The sequence below is a fragment of the Pseudomonas sp. zjy_15 genome (assembly GCF_043101865.1).
Taxonomy (GTDB): Bacteria; Pseudomonadota; Gammaproteobacteria; order Pseudomonadales; family Pseudomonadaceae; genus Aquipseudomonas; species Aquipseudomonas putida_Y.
Map to the genome: position 1 here is coordinate 60,962 of NZ_JBICII010000083.1, position 17,613 is coordinate 78,574.

Consider the following 17,613-nt stretch of genomic DNA (forward strand, 5'->3'; position numbering starts at 1 on the left):
CGCCTTGATCAGCGTGGACTGTCTCCCCCACAAAAGAGATGGTTACCATGACAACCCCGACACCCTTACATCAAAGCCAGATAACCCGATCATTACCGAACTGGAGCAAGGCGCTCCATCCCAAGCATACGCGCAAAGTGGTGCAGGGCCTGCACAAGGAATTTCTGGATGACGATGGCACGCCTTACTCGTGGTATGCCACTGCAGATGAGCCAACGCGTGAGCGATTGCACAACGCGTTGCAAGCGCGCAACAAACGGCTGGCGCAAGTCAAACAGGCGCTGGGCGAGTTCAAGGACATCATTGCGTTCTGCAGCCCTCTGCTGACCGAGCGGTTGAAGGTGAATGTGCCTGTAGACAGGGCGCAGTATGTGTTCCAGCCCTTTGAGTCAGATGCCAACATCTGGGTCGGCGTTCCCGATGTGGAAACACCTTTGGTCCCTAACGTGGAAGCGGATGTGCTGGCTACTCGCCCGGCAGGCCAGCCGCAAACACGCAGCTTGCTGGAAGCTGCCCTGCACAACTTCGAGGGGCTGGACGAAGTCGGCCCCTACAGCAGGCTCACCAACGCCGCAGGCAGCGACACCCCCCTGGCAGGCCTGACGGTGGCGGACTTCGTCAGGCACTGTCGGGCGCTGGACCTTGGCAAACGCTATCAAGACCACCTGCTTGCAACCCATGAAGGCGCCAACCGCGCTGAAATCCAGCGCCTGTCGATTGCTGCAAACCGTGAGGCCTTGAGGGTCCAGGCATTGATCGCCCAGCTCAAAGGCCTGCTGAGCAAGGCCGGGCTCGATGCGCTTGCGCAACTGTGCGACGGCAAGCCTCAGCCCACCTATGAAAACGAGGCGTTGCAGTGCTGGAACTTCAACCTGTTCGATATCCCCGTCCACGAAGTACTGTTCATCGGGCCAGACAACCCTTATCGCAAGAACCCCTGCATCGTGTATATCCCTGGCGACAGCGAGCACCCGGTAAGGGAGTTCGCTTCTCGTCAGGAAGCGGGCAAGCACCTGCGCAGTCGACTATTGCAAAGCGAGTTTCGTCGAGCCTTGGTGCATTTCGCCTACAAGGACAGGCAAAAAGAACTCGCCGGAAAGCTGGAAATCGCGCTGTTCGAAGAGGATGAAGCGGGCATACGCAAACCCCGAATCATGCCAGTGATCCCTTTCACGCTCTCGCCAATCAGAACCGACCCTTGGACGACCTTGTACAACGCACACCTTGCGCGCATGAAGGCCGACGCAAAAACCATTGCCGTGCCTACCGCCGAAGTCGACGCCAACGCCCGCCACGAGCGTCTGAAGTACTGGTTCGACCTGGGGATGAACGTGCTGAATGTCGCCGCGTTCTTCGTGCCGGGGCTGAACACGGTCATGCTAGGCGTTTTTGCTTACGACCTGATGAGCTCTGTTTTCACCGGGTTCGAGGCCTGGGAAGAAGGTGATACCCGGCAGGCACTGGCACAGCTGGAATCGTTGGCCATCAACGCGGGGGTAATTGCCGGCTTTGCAGCAGGCGCCAGGGTTGTCCAGGCCTCTGGCTTTGTAGATGCTTTGAAGAGTGTGTGGCATGAAGACAAGGAAGTGCTCTGGCACCCCGACATGAAACCCTATGCGAGCACGGTGGCTATTCCTCAGGGGGCTCAACCCGATTTGCTCGGCCATATGCACGTCGACGGGAAGACCTACCTGAAGCTGGATGGAACCCTGTACGAGGTGTTTCAGGACGCTGATCAGCAGTGGCGCGTGCGCCACCCCGAGGATGCGCAGGCCTATGCCCCGCGCTTGCTGCATCACGGTGATGCCCGCTGGCAACTGGCCCATGAACAGCCTCTGGAATGGGACCGCGAACAGCTCGCGCGCCGCCTCGGCAGCCATGGCGCAGGCCTGGACGACAGCGAACTGGACCATGCCATGCGCAGTACCGGTACCGATCCAGACGTACTGCGACGCGCCCAGGCAGCGGGCCTGCGTCCACCCGCCTTGTTGCTCGACACGCTGCAGCGGTTGCAACTGGACAATCAGACACAACAGATCATCAACTGTGTACGCCATGGGTTGCCGCTGGCTGCGTACAAGAACTTTGCCTTGCCCGAGTTGCTGCGCCTGCCGGGGTGGCCCGAGGGGAAGGTGCTGAAGGTTTACCAAGGGCCAGAGCCCTGGGGCGAATCGGTGCGCTACGGCCCTCCTGACACGCTGGGCCAGGTGGAAATCGAAGTTACCCGTACCGATCTGGACAATGGTCAGTTGAGCCAGACCGTGCTGGATCAAATGGATGAAGAAGCCATTGAGCAATTGCTCGGTGACACACCGACCGAGCGCCGAGCGTCCGCACTGAACAACAAGCTCGCGCAACATCTGGAACAGCATCGCGAGGCGCTGTTCGAGAGCCTGCACCAAAGACGCCGTCCCACACGCCCGCCAATCGCACAAACCCTCGCCCGGCAGTTTCCCGGGTTGCCGGACAGCGCGCTTGAAGAATTGCTTGCCAACATCAGCAACGGCGAACGGGAACGCCTGACAAACGGGCGGGTACCGCTTCGCATTGCCGAGGAAGCACGCCTTCTGCAAGCTCGAGCACGGCTTGACCGCGCCCTCCTCGGCCTGTTCAGGCCCAGCCTGGCCAACGACGACAGTCTACGCATCAAACAGGCGCTGCAAGCCGCGCACCCGCAGGCTGACCCGGCCCGGTTGCTGCAACTCGCCCTTGGAGATCGCCAGCACTGTGCCTCACTGCTTGGACAACAGCCCATCAACCCCAGGTTCCGCTCCCCTTTGCGATTGGCCAACGGCCAGCTGGGCTATCCCCTTAGCGGCCGTGGCTTGCAAGGACGAGCCTTGCCAGCTGCACGTCGACTGCGGGCGCTCTACCCTGAACTCAGCAGCGAGCAAATCAGTGGGCTGCAAGCCGAACTGGCTCGAGGAGGCGACCTGGGTAGCGCGATCAACCAGCTGGAAGTCGAGCAGCGTACCCTCAACCGGGATCTCAACCGCTGGGTAAGCACCGCCCGCACCCTTGAAGAGCGCTTTGATCGCCAGCAATGCACCGAGCGACTGATGAGTGCTTCGCGCCGTGAAGGCGGCGTGCAAGCCGAAACACTGGTACTGGACCGTATGCAACTCGAAGCGCTACCCGCTTTCACTGCACGCATGCCGCATATCCGTAATCTCAGGCTCGAGGGGCTGCAGATGCGGCACCTGGAGGGCAGCTTCCTGGCAAACTTCCCTAACCTGGAAATCCTGGAAATCGTCGGCAACCCGGACATCGATGCCGAAACATTGTTCGAGGCGCTCAGGTCAGCACCGCGGCTGCGCGAGCTGGGCCTGACTGACAATGGCTTGACCACCCTTTCACCCAGCGCCCAACAGGCCATCGCGGCAATGCCCGGCCTGCGGCTACTGTGGCTCAGCCGTAACCGGCTGCAACTCGATACCACCAGTTTGGGCTTCCTGACGCGCTTGCCCCTGGATGCCCTCGGCCTGGGCCACAATCAAATCACCCTGGACGAAAGCCTTGCCGCCCAGTTTCAGGACATGATCCACCCCACAGTACTGCACCTGTCAGGCAACCCACTGCGACTGGCGCCCGACCTGCGCTTCATGGCGCGTCTTGTCCACCTGGAACTTGAGCGTTGCGAACTGCAGCAGTGGCCTGACAGCCTGACAGTCCTGATGAGCCAGCCCCAGTACCAACTGCGCTATCTGAACCTTTCGTCCAACCGCATTCGTACCCTGCCAGACCTGCCTGGCGTGCTGCGTACCCCGTTTGCCCGCGATGTCGCCGCGCACTTGCCGGAGCGCCGCTGGCTGTTCAACTACAACACCCTGGAAGCCCAGACACGTGCACGCTTGGGCAGTAGCGGCGTCAACGTATTCGAGCACGCAGAAGACGTGCCACTGTGGCAAGGCATTTTCCGTGGCGAGGCGAGCAGTGCCGAGGAGCAACTGTGGAGCGACCTGTTCGACCAAGGTGAAAACGCAGCGCTGCTGGGCGTACTCGAACGTCTTGCCCAGTCAGCAGAAGCGCAGCGTGATGGCGAGGCCCTGAGGGCACGCGTCTGGAAGCTGCTGGATGACGCGGCCCACGACACCGCGCTGCGTGAGCGCCTCGCCATCGTGGCCGGCGAATTCCCGCCAACCTGTGGCGACGCAGGTGCCGACGCGTTCAGTGCCTTGGAGTTAGAAGTGCTTGCCCATGAAGCGGCAGCCGTCGCCGGTAGTCGACCGGCTGATCTACTGAGCCTGTATGGCAAGCTGTATCGACGCAGTCAGGTCAATCAACTGGCCGACCGCATCAGCTGGAGAAGGTCCTTGCGCAAACAGGCGCTGCTCGATGGGGTCTTCGATGAAAACCTCCCCCCCTATGATGAGCTCGACGACCCCTCAGCCTTTCCAGACAGCGAACTTCAAACGGGGCTGGTGGACGATGTCGAGGTACGCTTGGCCCTGCGCCAGTCCTTGGCCAGCGCGCTGGACTACCCTGAGCCGAGCCGAGGCATGCTGTACCGCCATACGGCCAGAATCAACGATACAGTCATCGAAAGGGTGCAAGCTGCGGTCCTTTCCCTGGACAGGGATGCCACCGCCCGGGAGCAATGGCTGAACCAGCAGCCGGGCTGGGTCGAGTACTTGAAACGAGAGCATGCGGCACAGTTCAGCCTGATCACCGACTTCTGGCGGCCAGGCCTTGATTATCTCTATTACTGCCTGGATGAAACCGCCGACCCGGTAACGTCCCTAGACAGCTCTGTGCTCCGAGCCTTGGCCAGGGTGATGCCTGAAAGCCCCGTGGATGCTCAAGGCGTTCTGCGTCGCGTCGTGATCAACGAGCAGCAGTATCGCCAGGGCGTGGACGCGCTGACTGCCGAGCAGCAGCAGGTTGAAACCGGTCTGCTGACCAGTCTCACCCGTCAGACGCAAACAATCGGCCGCTAAACCCCACTCACTGCCCGCGCAGGTCTTCGAAGAAGGCCTGCTTGCCATCGACCTGGCTGGACGCCCGTGGAGCCGCTGCGGCGTCACCGCTGGCGGCCTCCACATGCCAGTAGCAGTGCCGCACTGCACGGGTCACCGCCACGTACGCCAAGCGCTGCACTTCTTCCTTCTGTGCCGAATCGAACGGTTGGGCATCACCTGCCTTGCCCAGCCCGGCCTGGCGGTATACCTGGTTCTTGTAGGGTGAGCTGGTCAGGTACTGGCAGTCACCCAGCATGAACACCGCATCGGCCTGCAAACCCTTGGCGCTGTGATAGGTCAGCTGACGCAGCCGGCGCTGCTCGGCCGGTAGCGCCGCGTCGGCGTGCAACACGCTTTGCAGGTGCTCGTTCATCAAGGCCCGGTCACTGCCCTTGCGGTACAGCATCATGACCGTCTCACCCCGCTGGTAGTGCTCGACAAGCGTTTCGCCCAACGCAGCCTCGTCACGGTCGAACACCTTGACCGGCGAGCCGGGCAACTCGGCCGCCGGGCCACTGGCTCGGGCTTTCTTGCCGGCAATCGCCGGGGTGCCTTTGACCAGATGTTCGGCCGCATCGATCACCTGTTGCTGGCAGCGGTAGTTGTCGACCAGCATCACCCGCGTGTTGGCCGGCGACGGGAACGCCTTGGTGAACTCCATGAAATACTTGGGCGAACTGCCACGCCAGCCGTAGATCGATTGCCAGTCGTCCCCCACGCACAGCAACGACGAATGCTGGGCATGGCGGCCGGTATGCATGGCCGGGCCGCGGCGTCGTATTTCAGCAAGGCTGGCACGCAACCAGCTGACGATCTGCGGCGACACGTCCTGAAATTCGTCGATCAGCAGGTGCGCCAGCGGCCGCAGCAACGGATCGGGCAGCAGGTGCAGGTTTTCCGGGTTGTTCTCGCCAAACAGGGCGAACATGCGGTTGTAGCTCATCACCGGCGGCGACTGGTCCAGCAGGTGCGCTTCCAGGGCCTTCCAGTACAGCGCCAGGGCCTCGAAGAACAGTGCATCGCTATCGCCAGACGGGAAGCTCATCGCCGCCACCGCATTGTTCACCTCCAACCCAAGGTTTTCGATGAAATTGGCCGCACTGACGAACGCATCCAGCAGCGGCGCCGGGGCCAGTTCGCCCTTGACCTTGTACTCAAAGCCAGGGCCGGCCACGGCATCGCCTGCCAACGATGCCGCCAGGCGCCGGGCCATGGCGTAGTTGTCGAGCCAGATCAGTGGCCTGTCGCAGAACGCCTGCAACAGTGTGCGCTTGACCGCCCACTCGGCACGCACGGTCAGCTTGGCGCCGGGGCGCTGGTACTGCGCGCTTTGTGCGGGGTCGAAGCCCAGCACCACCAAAGGCCCCTGGCCTTCCAGGCGGCCATGCACATAAAAGCGGCTGCCACGGATGTCGACCGTTTCGCGGCAGGGCTCGATACCCTTGATCGGCCAGACGCCAGCGGCGAACCACAGGTCCTCGATCACGTCGCACAGTTCTTCGTCGCGCTGGGCCGCCAATTGGGTCACCTGTGCGCGCTTCTGCACATCGGGGTTGTTCGGGTCCAGCGGCTTCAGTTGCAAGGCTTCGCTGCGCAACTGCCCGACCAGCTCGGCAAAACGCGGGCTTTCACCCAGCAAGCTGCTGTAGCACTGGTTCAACTGCTGGCGCTGGGCATCGTTCAGGCGCAGGTCGAACGGGTTGCTGTCGGCCTCGGCCTCACGCCCGGCAGGCATCTCATGGCCCAGTGTTTCAAATGCACGCACCTGGCCGAAGCCCGGCAGGCTGCGCACCAGCGGCAGGATGCGCGAATGGAACGTGCGCACCAGCTCGCGGGCCTGCGCAGGCTGCAGGTTGATCTGCCACAGGGCGAACACCTGCAGCAGGCGCTTGATGAAGTCCTTGCGCGACTCGCGGGTGAAGGTGACCACGGTCATCGCATCCAGCTCGTAACCCAGGTAATGACGCAGCAAAAGAATGCGCAGCACCAGCGACGTGGACTTGCCTGCGCCGGCGCCTGCCACCACGCAGGTAGACGGGGTGTCACTGAAGATCAGCTTCCATTGCGCGGCGCTGGGCTGGGCTTCGGCGGGCAGGCGCTGGGCGACGTCGGCCTTGAAGCGCTTTTTCAACTCGGCCGTCAACGGCAGGCGCCAGTCGTCGAACAAGTTGTCATCCTGGCCTGGTACGGCGGCGCTGTCTGGGCGCGTATCGCGGATCACCAGCACCTGGCGCCCCGCTTCATAGCCCTCCACCCGACCACGCTCGAACCCTTCACGCACACCATCGGCATGGCCAGTGCGCTGGCCTGTGACGTGGCCGAGGAACCACGAGTCGCGGTGCTGGGCTTGCAGGCGGGTCAGGCCACGCCCCAGCAAGCGGGCGGCCAGGCGACGAAACCAGGGCAACTGGGCAGGAGGGGTAAGGTCGGCGGGGGCCAGGGGTTGCTCGTGGGCCACGGTCACTCCGTTGAAAATCAAAACAGCAGGCATGTTCGCCGCATCGACGAAAAATCGCCAGCGAATGCTTGCAGATCAGTGGATTAGGCGATGAAGCGAATAAAGTGCAGCAGAAAATACATCTATCAAACAGATTGTTTTAAGCCGATATTTACGCTTATTTTCGATGTTTCTTTGGCGCATCATGGCCCCATTCCACTGATTTGAGGAGCACGACCATGCTGCAACTACGACCTTTCGAAAGCCTCGGCCACGCCAACCATGGCTGGCTTGACGCCCACCACCATTTCTCGTTTGCCGAGTACTACGACCCGGCACGCATGCACTGGGGTAACCTGCGGGTTTGGAACGACGACCTGATCGCAGCCGGCAGCGGCTTCCCGCCGCACCCGCACCGCGACATGGAAATCATCACTTATGTGCGTGAAGGCGCGATCAGCCACCAGGACAGCCTGGGCAACAAGGGCCGCACCGAGGCCGGTGATGTTCAGGTGATGAGCGCCGGTACCGGCATCGTGCACAGCGAGTACAACCTCGAAGACATCGACACACGTATTTTCCAGATCTGGATCGTGCCGGAGCGCACCGGTGAAGCCCCCCAGTGGGGTAGCCGGCCGTTCCCCAAAGGCGAACGCGGCGAAGGCTTCGTGACCCTGGCCAGCGGCCGCGCGGGTGACGAGGACAGCCTGCAGATCCGTACCGATGCCCGCCTGGTGGCTGCCACCCTGCGGGCGGGTGATACCGCCGAGTACCGCTTCGATGCCGCACGCCGGGGTTACCTGGTGCCGGCCAAGGGGCTGGTAGATGTCAACGGGCTGCGGGCCAAGGCGCGCGATGGCGTGGCGATCGAGCAGGAAGAGGTGCTGCGGGTGACCGCCATCGAGGACAGCGAGATCGTACTTGTGGATGTGGCCTGATAACCCAGCCTGCGACAATCCATGTAGCAGCGAAGGGCTGCCCCCATAGAACAACCCGGTTCAGCAGGGTCTTGTGGGGGCTGGCTTGCGGCCTTGGGCCTCCCCGGCTACCGCAAGGCAGCCATCAAACATTGGCGCCATCAGCCAGCCTGCACTAGCGTTGTGCTACCAGCCAGCCCAACGGTCATGCGGAGCACTCGATCATCATGCCGGACCTGCGCCCGAACCCGACGCTGTGCCTGGAATACCGTGCCGAACAGCCCATTCAGCACGCTTTTATCGAACAGGCCAGCCGTTGCCCGGAGGCCATTGCCATCATTGGCCAGCATATAACCTGCAGCTACTCCCAACTGGAGCAGATCAGCGCGGGCATTGCCGCGTTTCTGGTAAAAAACGCCGCCAGCGGCACCGATCGTGTGGTCATCGTCACCCTGGTGCACTTCGTCGACTGGCATGTGCGCCAGCATGGTTTGACCCGGGCCGACACCTTTTCGCTGCTTTCCGGCCTGGGCCACGACCCGGTATACCGCGACGTGTTCACGCCACTGTCGCTTGGCGCGACCATTGCCTGCCCGGCCCAGTCGACCCTGACCGACCCCTCACGGCTGGCCAGCTGGCTTCACCAGCATGGCGTGAGCGTGATCCACCTCACCCCGCCGCTGGGCAAACTGATCGAAACAGGCGCTCACATGAACCGCCAGGTTCTCGACCAGCTGCGCTACCTGTTCTGGGGTGGCGATGCACTCAGCCCCACGCAGTACCAGCAGGTCCGCGCCATCGCACCGAATGCCGTCAATGTGAACTTCTACGGCACCACCAAACCCCACAGGCCATGGCTTTCCACACCCTCGACCCGGAAATGGACAATGCCCGGGTGCCCCTGGGCAAAGGCATTGCCGATGCACAATTGCTGGTGATAAACCCGGACAACCAGCTGGTCAGCGAGGGCGAGACAGGCGAAATCCTGATCCGCAGCCCCTACCTGTCGCGTGGTTACTGGGGCGACCCAGGGCTGACCGAAGCCAGATTCATCGCCAACCCGTTCACCGCCGACGCGGCCGACCGCTGTTACCGCACTGGCGACCTGGGCACCTACCTGGCCAATGGCAGCGCCAGTTTTCTGGGGCGCGCTGACAGCCAGGTGAAAATCCGTGGTCATCGCATCGAGCTGGTGGAGATCGAGAACGCCATCAGCCGTCTCCCGCACATAGGGCAATGCGTGGTCCAAGCCAACCACGACGCTGCATCAACCCGGCTGGTGGCCTATTGCGTCGCGCAGCAGGCCACCCGAACTGACGAACTGCGCCAGGCGCTCGCCGGCCAGTTGCCTGACTACATGGTACATCGAAGTGTTGGTGCAGATGATCGTGATCATCGGCCTGGTGCTGTCGATCAGGCGCGTGCGCCAGGTGCTGCGTGACGACCCGTTTCGCTGGCTGATCATCGCTGCCTGTGCGCTGGTAGCGCTGGATGTACTTCTCAACCAGTTCGTATTCGACGCCAGTGTCCTGCTCAACCGGGTACCCCAGCACTTTCTGGCGGTGATGGTGCTGGGCATGGCCGTCCACCATGCCGACACGCCCTCACGCAAATGGGTGGCCAGTGCGGTGGCCGTGCTGGTGGTTGCCGAGCTGGACCTGATGGCGGTTGCCGGTGTTGGCTGGCAAGCGTTCACACGCTATGTCGACATCGCCCTGCCAGCGATACTGGCACTTGTCTGGTTCCGCTCGGTGCCAGTACCCGCCCTGGTTGCACGGGCAGGTGCGGTGATCGCTTCGTCTACCTTGTATATCTACCTGACACATTTCCAATTCGAGTCGGTGGCGGAACATGTTTTCAGGCACCCGCTGTTCGAGGTGTCCCTGGCACTCGCTGGAGGGGTACTGGTGAGCTATTGCTGGAATACCCTGTTACGTCTGCTGTTTACCCGCAGGCGCGTGGAGCCGATCCAGCTGAACGCGCCACCTCTGCCTGAACGAAGATGACCCGCCACCGCATGCACTATTCTCGTCCGGCCAGTTCAGCCAGCACCTCGGCCGAGGTGGTGACCTGGCGGAAGTGGTGCTTCCACAGGTCGGTCCCCAGCTTGCCCGAGCGGTCCAGCGATGACCCTATTGTCATGTCTGTCACCAGCGTGGGCATCAGCCCTGCATCGAACAGGGCAAAGCCGGCGGCCAGCACGCAGGTTTCGGTCTGCAGCCCACACACCAGCACCCGCTCTACACCCAGTTGCCGGATGTACTCGATAGCTTCGGCACTTTGCCCGTAACCATGCTTGACGAACACCTGGTCGGCCTCGACCAGGCTCTCGTCCTCGGCCGCAGGGTGCCAACCGAGCTGACGCTCGAACGGCGTAACCTGTTCATCGTGCAATTCGACCGAGGCTATGGTGGGAATGTTCGCTGACAACCGCCGCAAGCCATCGACCAGCCACTCGGGCGGGCTGAAGGTGGACTGAACATCGACGATGAGCAAAACCTGGCGCATAGCGTACTCCGGCCATCATGCAAAATGGCGCGGAGTATACCGCGTGGCGCCGGGGCTTGATGACCAATCGTTGCTCCCCCCACCGACTGCCGGCGCACGCGGCGCCGAATACCTTGACACGCCTGACCATGAAGGCTGCCGTAGCTGCGACGTATTCCTTCAGGCTATGATCGGTCACCCTGCCGCGGACACCCTGAGCCATGCCCGTAGACCTGCAAGCGTTGTACCCCAGGCTGATCCACCTGATGCTGGACACGGTATTCGTGGTCGACAGGGACAACCAGATCGTGTTCGTCAGTGATGCCTGCAAGACGCTGCTGGGCTACGAAGCCTGCGAACTGATCGGCACGCCGATCACCCGCTACATGCACCCTGACGACCTCCCGGCCACGCGCGCCTCGATCATGCGGGTAATGAACGGCCAGCCGCACTACGACTTTTGCAACCGTTACCTTCGCAAGGATGGCAGCGTGGTGCACATACTGTGGGCGGCCTGCTGGTCCGATGAGGCCCAGGCGCGTATCGGCGTGGCGCGGGACGTTACCGCCCAGCGCGAGGCCGAAGACGAACTGCGCTTCCTCGCCCATCATGACCCACTGACCCGGCTGGCCAACCGCGCCATGTTCAATGAACGGCTGGACACCGCCCTGGCAGCGGCCCGGCGTCACAACCGCAGGCTGGCCTTGCTGTTCCTCGATATCAATGACTTCAAGCAGATCAACGACAACCACGGCCACAGCGTGGGTGACCGGGTACTGTGCACACTGGCCCGGCGCCTGGAAAGCTGCGTGGGGGTAGCTGGCACGGTAGCGCGGATGGGCGGTGACGAATTCACCGTGCTGTTGCCCGATTGCCCGTCGCCGGAGGCCATTGCCACGCACGTACAGCACATTCTCGCGGTCATGGCCGAACCGCTCGACGCCGAGTTTGCCGGCATCGATGCACCATCCTGCAGTATTGGCGTGGCCTGCTTTCCCGAAGACGGCAACGATGCCGACATGCTACTGCGCCATGCTGACGGGCACATGTACCAAATCAAGCGCCAACGCGCTGCGACTGGCTGAAGGCAAAGGCACACCGCATGGATGAACACCTGCAAGGTACTGTCGGGCAAGCACCCGCCTCTGTCGGCTTGGCCCAGGCATTGCTGTTCTGGCTGAAGCTGGGGTTCATCAGTTTCGGCGGCCCGGCCGGGCAGATTGCGATCATGCACCAGGAACTGGTGGAGCGGCGCGGCTGGATCAGTGAGCGGCGTTTCCTGCATGCCCTCAACTACTGCATGTTGCTGCCCGGGCCCGAGGCCCAGCAACTGGCCACCTACATCGGCTGGCTGATGCACCGCACCTGGGGCGGGGTGATTGCCGGTGCTCTGTTCGTGCTCCCTTCGCTGTTCATCCTGATCGGCCTGTCGTGGGTGTACCTGACCTGGAGCGAAGTACCGGTGGTCGCCGGGATTTTCGCAGGGATCAAGCCGGCCGTGACCGCCATCGTCGTGCATGCCGCCCACCGCATTGGCACGCGGGCGCTGAAGAACGGCTGGTTATGGGCCATTGCCGCGGCCTCGTTCGTGGCCATTTTCGCGCTTGACGTCCCCTTCCCGCTGATCGTGCTGACGGCCGCACTGCTGGGTTACGTCGGCGGCCGGCTGCTACCGGCACAGTTCACGCCCGGTGGGGGCCACAGCACCGCCAGCACCCGCCAGCGCCCGGCGCTGATCGACGACGATACCCCGATCCCCGCGCACGCCCGCTTCAGTTGGGGCCGCCTGGTGACCTTGCTGCTGGCGGTTGCGGCGCTTTGGCTTCTGCCCATGGGTCTGCTGATGGCGGCCTTTGGCTGGCACGGCACACTCACGCAAATGGGCTGGTTCTTCACCAAGGCAGCGCTGCTGACCTTCGGCGGTGCCTATGCGGTGCTGCCCTATGTCTATCAAGGGGCTGTCGGTCACTATGGCTGGCTGTCGCCCACGCAGATGATCGATGGCCTGGCACTGGGCGAGACCACGCCCGGGCCGCTGATCATGGTGGTGGCCTTCGTCGGTTTCCTCGGTGGCTACCTGCAGCCGATGTTCGGCGCCCACCAGGCGTTCCTCGCGGGCGCAGTGGCAGCGGGGCTGGTGACCTGGTTCACCTTCCTGCCCTCGTTCCTGTTCATCCTCGCCGGAGGCCCGCTGGTGGAATCGACCCACAATGAACTGAAGTTCACCGCCCCGTTGACCGGGATAACTGCGGCTGTGGTGGGCGTAATACTCAACCTTGCGCTGTTCTTCGGCTACCACGTGCTGTGGCCGGACGGGTTCGATGGCGCGTTCCACTGGTCCTCGGCTGTGATAGCGCTCGCGGCGGCGGTGGCGCTGTTCCGCTACAAGCGCGGGGTGATACACGTGTTGATCGGCTGCGCCGTTGCCGGGCTCGCCCTTCACCTTTTCCGCTGATGGAGCCGATCATGCGCAACCCTGAAGACGCCTTGCTAGACAGTTGGCACCATAACGCCCAGGCCTGGATCGACGCCGTACGCAACGGCGCCATCGAGAGCCGTCGCCAGGTCACTGACCAGGCCATCCTGCTGGCCATCCTTGGCCGCCAGCCCGAACGGGTGCTCGACCTGGGCTGCGGTGAGGGCTGGCTGCTGCGCGCGCTGGCCGACCGGGGTATCGAGGCGGTGGGTGTCGACGGCGACAGAACGCTGGTGGATGCAGCGCGAGCTGCGGGCGCGTGTGAGGTGCACCTGGCCAGCTATGCGCAACTGGCTGAGGCGAAGGTGCATGTGGGCAAGGACTATGACCTGATCTGCGCCAACTTCGCGCTGTTGCACCAGGACATCATTGAACTGTTGTCGGCAATGCGGACGTTGCTGGTGCCAGGCGGTGCGCTGGTGATCCAGACCCTGCACCCGTGGAGCATGGCCGGCGGGGATTATCAGGATGGCTGGCGAGAGGAGTCTTTTGCCGGGTTCGCCGGGGAATGGCAACCGATGCCTTGGTATTTCCGCACCCTGGCCAGCTGGCTGAATGCGCTGGACATGGCAGGGTTGCGACTGGTCGGTTTGCAGGAGCCGCAGCACCCGCAAAGCGCGGTGCCGCAGTCATTGTTGATGGTGGCTGAGCGTCACTGAATCGGGCCGTAACAATCCTGTGGGAGCAGGGTTCACCCCGCTCCCACAAGGCAGGCCGGGGCAGGCTACAGCACCGGCTTGCGCGCTGCTCCGCTGCGGGCCTTGGCCATGGCTGCCAGGCGCACCGCGACGTTGGCAGCGCCGTAACCGGCGTACCCTGCCTTGCGCTGGATGATCTCGAAGAAGAAACGCTCCTCGAACGGCTCGGTATAGACGTGGAACAGCTCGCCACCTTGAGCATCGCGGTCGTACAGCACGTTGTAGTACGCCAGTTCGCTGAGGAACTCGTCGTCGAAATCGAAACGCGCCGCCAGGTCGTCGTAGTAGTTCAGCGGGATTTCCAGCAGTGGCACCCCTGCCAGCTTGGCCCGCGCCACTTCGCGGAAGATGTCGTCACAATCGAAGGCGATGTGATGCACGCCCGAACCACGGTAGCTTGAAAGCGCATGGGCGATGGCGGTGTTGCGGTTTTCTGAGATATTCAGTGGCAGGCGCAAGGTGCCGCACTGGCTGCGCAGCGCGCGACTCTTGACCAGGCCATACGGGTCGGGCAGCACCACTTCGTCGTCGGCAGCGAAGTCGAACAAACTCTTGTAGAACAGCACCCAGCTGTCCAGCGACTCGGCCGGCAGGGCCAGGGCCATGTGGTCGATGCGGCGCAGGCCGCCGGTCGCGGCTGCGTTCTTGTCCAGGCTGAAGTCGGTGTCGTACAGGGTGTGGCCGGCAGTGCCCTGCTCTACCAGGTACAGCAGGCTGCCATCGGGCGCACGCACGGCCGGCACTTCGCATTCGTTGGGGCCGACCAGGCCGCGGAACGGCTGGCCACGGAAAGCGGTGGCCCGCTTCAGGGCCGCTTGCTGGTCCTTGACCCGCAGCGCAGTGGCGCACAGCGACGGGCCATGGGCCTCGAAGAAGTTGTGGCCGAAGGAGTACGGTTCAGCGTTCAGCACAATGTTGATATCACCCTGGCGCAGCAGTTGCACTTCTTTGCTTCGGTGCTTGCCGGCTTCGGCAAAGCCCAGGCGCTTCAACCAGTTGCCCAGGCGCGCGCCGACGGCTTCGTCGACCGCGAACTCCAGGAACTCCACGCCGTCATAAGCGCTGGCCGGCGGCGGGGTGAACAGTACGCCAGGTTCGATCGGCGTGTTTTCCTGCTCCAGGCGCAAGCGGGTCTGCTCTTCAAGGTACAGCAGCGAACGCAAGCCGTCGGCAGCATTCTGCCGGGTCGGTGCGGCGCGGAAGCCGTCATTGAAGATTTCCAGCGACAGCGGGCCACGGTAACCCGTGGCGAGGATCGGCGCCAGGAAACCGGCCATGTCCATTTCGCCCTGCCCCGGGAAGCAGCGAAAGTGCCGGCTCCACTCCAGCACATCCATGGCCAGGATTGGCGCATCGGCCATTTGCACGAAGAAGATCTTGTCGCCGGGGATGTCGCGGATCGCGCTTGGATCACCTTTGAGCGACAAGGTGTGGAAGCTGTCGAGGATCACCCCGAGTGCCGGGTGGTCGGCCTGGCGCACCAGGTTCCACACTTGCTGGTAAGTGTTGACGTGGCGGCCCCAGGCCAGCGCTTCGTAACCAATGCGCAGGCCGCGCTTGCCGGCATGTTCGCCCAGCAGGCGCAGGTCGTCGACCAACAGTTGCTCGTCACCCAGGGCATCGGCCTGGACGTTGCTGCACACCAGCACCAGGTCGGTACCCAGTTCCTGCATCAGGTCGAACTTGCGTTCGGCGCGGTCGAGGTTTTTCTGCAGGCGGTCACGGCGGCAGCCTTCAAAGTCGCGAAAAGGCTGGAACAAGGTGATGGCAATGCCCAGGTCGGCGCACATCTGGCGCACCTGGCGCGGGCTGCCAGCGTAATAGAGCAGGTCGTTTTCGAAGATCTCGACGCCGTCAAAACCGGCGGCGGCGATGGCTTCGAGCTTTTCCGGCAGAGTGCCGCTCAAGGACACGGTAGCGATCGAACGCTGCATGGCGGGAGTTCCTTGTTGTTGGAGGAATACGGTGCCATTCGGGCAAATAACCCCTGTCACAGTCTATGGCACGATCGATTATTCGCAGGTAAAGTCGACGCTTCAATCTCTTTGTACGGAATGGTTAGTTTTGCGTTCGATTATCGCACAAAACCCGTTTTAGCGAATTGCTAGACCGCGGCCCCGTGGTCAACATGGACCACAGACGCAGGCACACCGACCGTTGCCTCCTGCCTTGGCATAACCTCTGGCGGAACCTGCGCAAACAACAATAACAACGGAGACAACGATGGCTCACTCCAGCTCGCAAGCAAAGAAAGCGACCGCCAGTGGATGGATAGGCTCGGCACTCGAGTACTACGACTTCTTCATCTACGCCCAGGCCGCTGCGCTGATTTTCCCGCAGATTTTCTTCCCCAACACCGACCCGAAGATGGCGATCATTGCCTCGTTGGCCACCTATGGCGTGGGCTACCTGGCACGCCCGGTCGGCGCCTTCGTTCTGGGCCACTGGGGTGACACCCGCGGTCGCAAGAACGTCCTGCTGCTGTGCATGTTCCTGATGGGCCTGTCGACCATGGCTGTCGGCCTGCTACCCACCTACCACGACATCGGCTACCTCGCACCGGCCTTGCTGGTTGTGCTGCGACTGATCCAGGGCTTTGCCGTGGCCGGGGAAATTTCCGGTGCCAGTTCCATGATCATGGAGCACGCGCCGTTTGGCCGAAGAGGCTACTACGCCAGTTTCACCCTGCAAGGTGTGCAAGCGGGCCAGGTCCTGGCGGCAGCGGTGTTCCTGCCACTGGCTTACTTCATGCCCAGCGAAGCCTTTACCGAATGGGGCTGGCGCATTCCGTTCCTGATGAGCGCCGTCGTGCTGATTGCCGGCTTCATCATCCGTAAGGAAGTGCACGAGACCCCAGCGTTCGTTCAAGAAGAGAAACAGGACAAGGTTGTCAAATCGCCCATCAGCGAAGCCTTCCGCCACAGCTGGAAGCACATGGTGCTGGTGATGTTCATGGCCCTGATGAACGTGATCCCGGTCGTGGCCACCATCTTCGGTGCGGCCTATGCGGTGCAGCCGGCGTATGGCATCGGCTTCGACAAGAGTGTGTACCTGTGGATTCCGGTGGTCGGTAACATCGTCGCGGTGCTGGTGATCCCGTTCGTGGGCAACCTGTCGGACAAGATCGGCCGTCGCCCGACCATGATCGCTGGCTGTCTGGGCTCAGGCCTGCTGGCCTTCGTCTACCTGTATGCGATCAGCATCCAGAACGTGCCAATGGCGTTCGCCGCCTCGATCGTCATGTGGGGCATGGTTTACCAGGGTTACAACGCGGTATTCCCAAGCTTCTACCCTGAGCTGTTCCACACCCGCTACCGCGTGACGGCCATGGCCATCGCGCAGAACATCGGCACCATGCTCACCGCCATGCTGCCCGCGCTGTTCGCAATGGTCGCCCCACCCGGCTCGGACAACATTCCGCTGGTAGTCGGTGGGCTGGCCTTCTTCATCACCGGCGTGTGCGCCCTGGCGGCCTACATTGCCCCGGAAACCCACCGCCTGGCGATGGAAGACCTGGGCAACCCAGAGGCCAAGCCGATGGAAAAGGCAGCCTATGAAGCCAGCCGTAAAGGTAGCTTTCAGGCAGTGAGTCACTGATAGATTGCAGGGGCTGCTTTGCAGCCCCTTCGCGGTCAAGCCC

9 protein-coding genes and 1 pseudogene are annotated in these 17,613 nt (G+C 62.6%); 7 read left to right on the forward strand and 3 right to left on the reverse strand.

Annotation, left to right across the window (positions count from 1 at the left end; translation table 11 throughout):
• The first annotated feature begins 47 nt into the window (after window positions 1–47).
• Complete coding sequence (locus ACF8EF_RS14995) at window positions 48–4,937, forward strand: NEL-type E3 ubiquitin ligase domain-containing protein (RefSeq protein WP_392462222.1); 4,890 nt, start codon at window positions 48–50, stop codon at window positions 4,935–4,937.
• 7 nt (window positions 4,938–4,944) lie between these two features.
• Here ACF8EF_RS14995 and ACF8EF_RS15000 read toward each other — a convergent pair whose 3' ends face one another.
• Window positions 4,945–7,449, reverse strand: coding sequence for a UvrD-helicase domain-containing protein (locus ACF8EF_RS15000; RefSeq protein WP_339443994.1), 2,505 nt, complete (start codon window positions 7,447–7,449; stop codon window positions 4,945–4,947).
• Window positions 7,450–7,634: 185 nt separating this feature from the next.
• Here ACF8EF_RS15000 and ACF8EF_RS15005 point away from each other — a divergent pair, with 185 nt between their 5' ends.
• A complete protein-coding gene (locus tag ACF8EF_RS15005; protein WP_392462224.1) occupies window positions 7,635–8,333 on the forward strand; it encodes a pirin family protein in 699 nt (232 codons plus the stop codon).
• A gap of 206 nt (window positions 8,334–8,539) precedes the next feature.
• Window positions 8,540–10,308, forward strand: a pseudogene (locus tag ACF8EF_RS15010) (AMP-binding protein).
• 26 nt (window positions 10,309–10,334) lie between these two features.
• On the opposite strand, the gene ACF8EF_RS15015 reads toward ACF8EF_RS15010, so the two are convergent.
• Complete coding sequence (locus tag ACF8EF_RS15015) at window positions 10,335–10,820, reverse strand: isochorismatase family protein (protein WP_020190308.1); 486 nt, start codon at window positions 10,818–10,820, stop codon at window positions 10,335–10,337.
• Between the two features lie 200 nt (window positions 10,821–11,020).
• On the opposite strand from ACF8EF_RS15015, the gene ACF8EF_RS15020 reads away from it, so the two are divergent.
• The 3 genes from ACF8EF_RS15020 to ACF8EF_RS15030 are packed head-to-tail and all read left to right on the forward strand — an operon-like array spanning window position 11,021 to window position 13,934.
• The gene (locus ACF8EF_RS15020) at window positions 11,021–11,884 is read left to right on the forward strand and encodes a sensor domain-containing diguanylate cyclase (RefSeq protein WP_176684668.1); all 864 of its coding nucleotides are present in this window, start codon (window positions 11,021–11,023) and stop codon (window positions 11,882–11,884) included.
• A 17-nt stretch (window positions 11,885–11,901) separates the two neighbouring features.
• The gene (gene chrA / locus ACF8EF_RS15025) at window positions 11,902–13,254 is read left to right on the forward strand and encodes a chromate efflux transporter (protein WP_176684669.1); all 1,353 of its coding nucleotides are present in this window, start codon (window positions 11,902–11,904) and stop codon (window positions 13,252–13,254) included.
• Between the two features lie 11 nt (window positions 13,255–13,265).
• Window positions 13,266–13,934, forward strand: a complete 669-nt coding sequence (locus tag ACF8EF_RS15030) for a bifunctional 2-polyprenyl-6-hydroxyphenol methylase/3-demethylubiquinol 3-O-methyltransferase UbiG (protein ID WP_176684670.1) — start codon at window positions 13,266–13,268, stop codon at window positions 13,932–13,934.
• 65 nt (window positions 13,935–13,999) lie between these two features.
• Here the strand turns inward: ACF8EF_RS15030 and quiC are convergent, their stop codons facing one another.
• Window positions 14,000–15,907, reverse strand: a complete 1,908-nt coding sequence (gene quiC, locus ACF8EF_RS15035) for a 3-dehydroshikimate dehydratase QuiC (RefSeq protein WP_252459962.1) — start codon at window positions 15,905–15,907, stop codon at window positions 14,000–14,002.
• A 289-nt stretch (window positions 15,908–16,196) separates the two neighbouring features.
• Here quiC and ACF8EF_RS15040 point away from each other — a divergent pair, with 289 nt between their 5' ends.
• On the forward strand, window positions 16,197–17,570 hold the full coding sequence (locus tag ACF8EF_RS15040) for an MFS transporter (RefSeq protein WP_176684672.1): 1,374 nt from the start codon (window positions 16,197–16,199) through the stop codon (window positions 17,568–17,570).
• Window positions 17,571–17,613: the final 43 nt, after the last annotated feature.

What these genes read in the sequence shown, in the direction of transcription:
- ACF8EF_RS14995 (WP_392462222.1), top strand. Translation starts at nt 48, where the DNA reads ATGACAACCCCGACACCCTTACATCAAAGCCAGATAACCCGATCATTA.
- ACF8EF_RS15000 (WP_339443994.1), bottom strand. Translation starts at nt 7,449, where the DNA reads ATGCCTGCTGTTTTGATTTTCAACGGAGTGACCGTGGCCCACGAGCAA.
- ACF8EF_RS15005 (WP_392462224.1), top strand. Translation starts at nt 7,635, where the DNA reads ATGCTGCAACTACGACCTTTCGAAAGCCTCGGCCACGCCAACCATGGC.
- ACF8EF_RS15015 (WP_020190308.1), bottom strand. Translation starts at nt 10,820, where the DNA reads ATGCGCCAGGTTTTGCTCATCGTCGATGTTCAGTCCACCTTCAGCCCG.
- ACF8EF_RS15020 (WP_176684668.1), top strand. Translation starts at nt 11,021, where the DNA reads ATGCCCGTAGACCTGCAAGCGTTGTACCCCAGGCTGATCCACCTGATG.
- chrA (WP_176684669.1), top strand. Translation starts at nt 11,902, where the DNA reads ATGGATGAACACCTGCAAGGTACTGTCGGGCAAGCACCCGCCTCTGTC.
- ACF8EF_RS15030 (WP_176684670.1), top strand. Translation starts at nt 13,266, where the DNA reads ATGCGCAACCCTGAAGACGCCTTGCTAGACAGTTGGCACCATAACGCC.
- quiC (WP_252459962.1), bottom strand. Translation starts at nt 15,907, where the DNA reads ATGCAGCGTTCGATCGCTACCGTGTCCTTGAGCGGCACTCTGCCGGAA.
- ACF8EF_RS15040 (WP_176684672.1), top strand. Translation starts at nt 16,197, where the DNA reads ATGGCTCACTCCAGCTCGCAAGCAAAGAAAGCGACCGCCAGTGGATGG.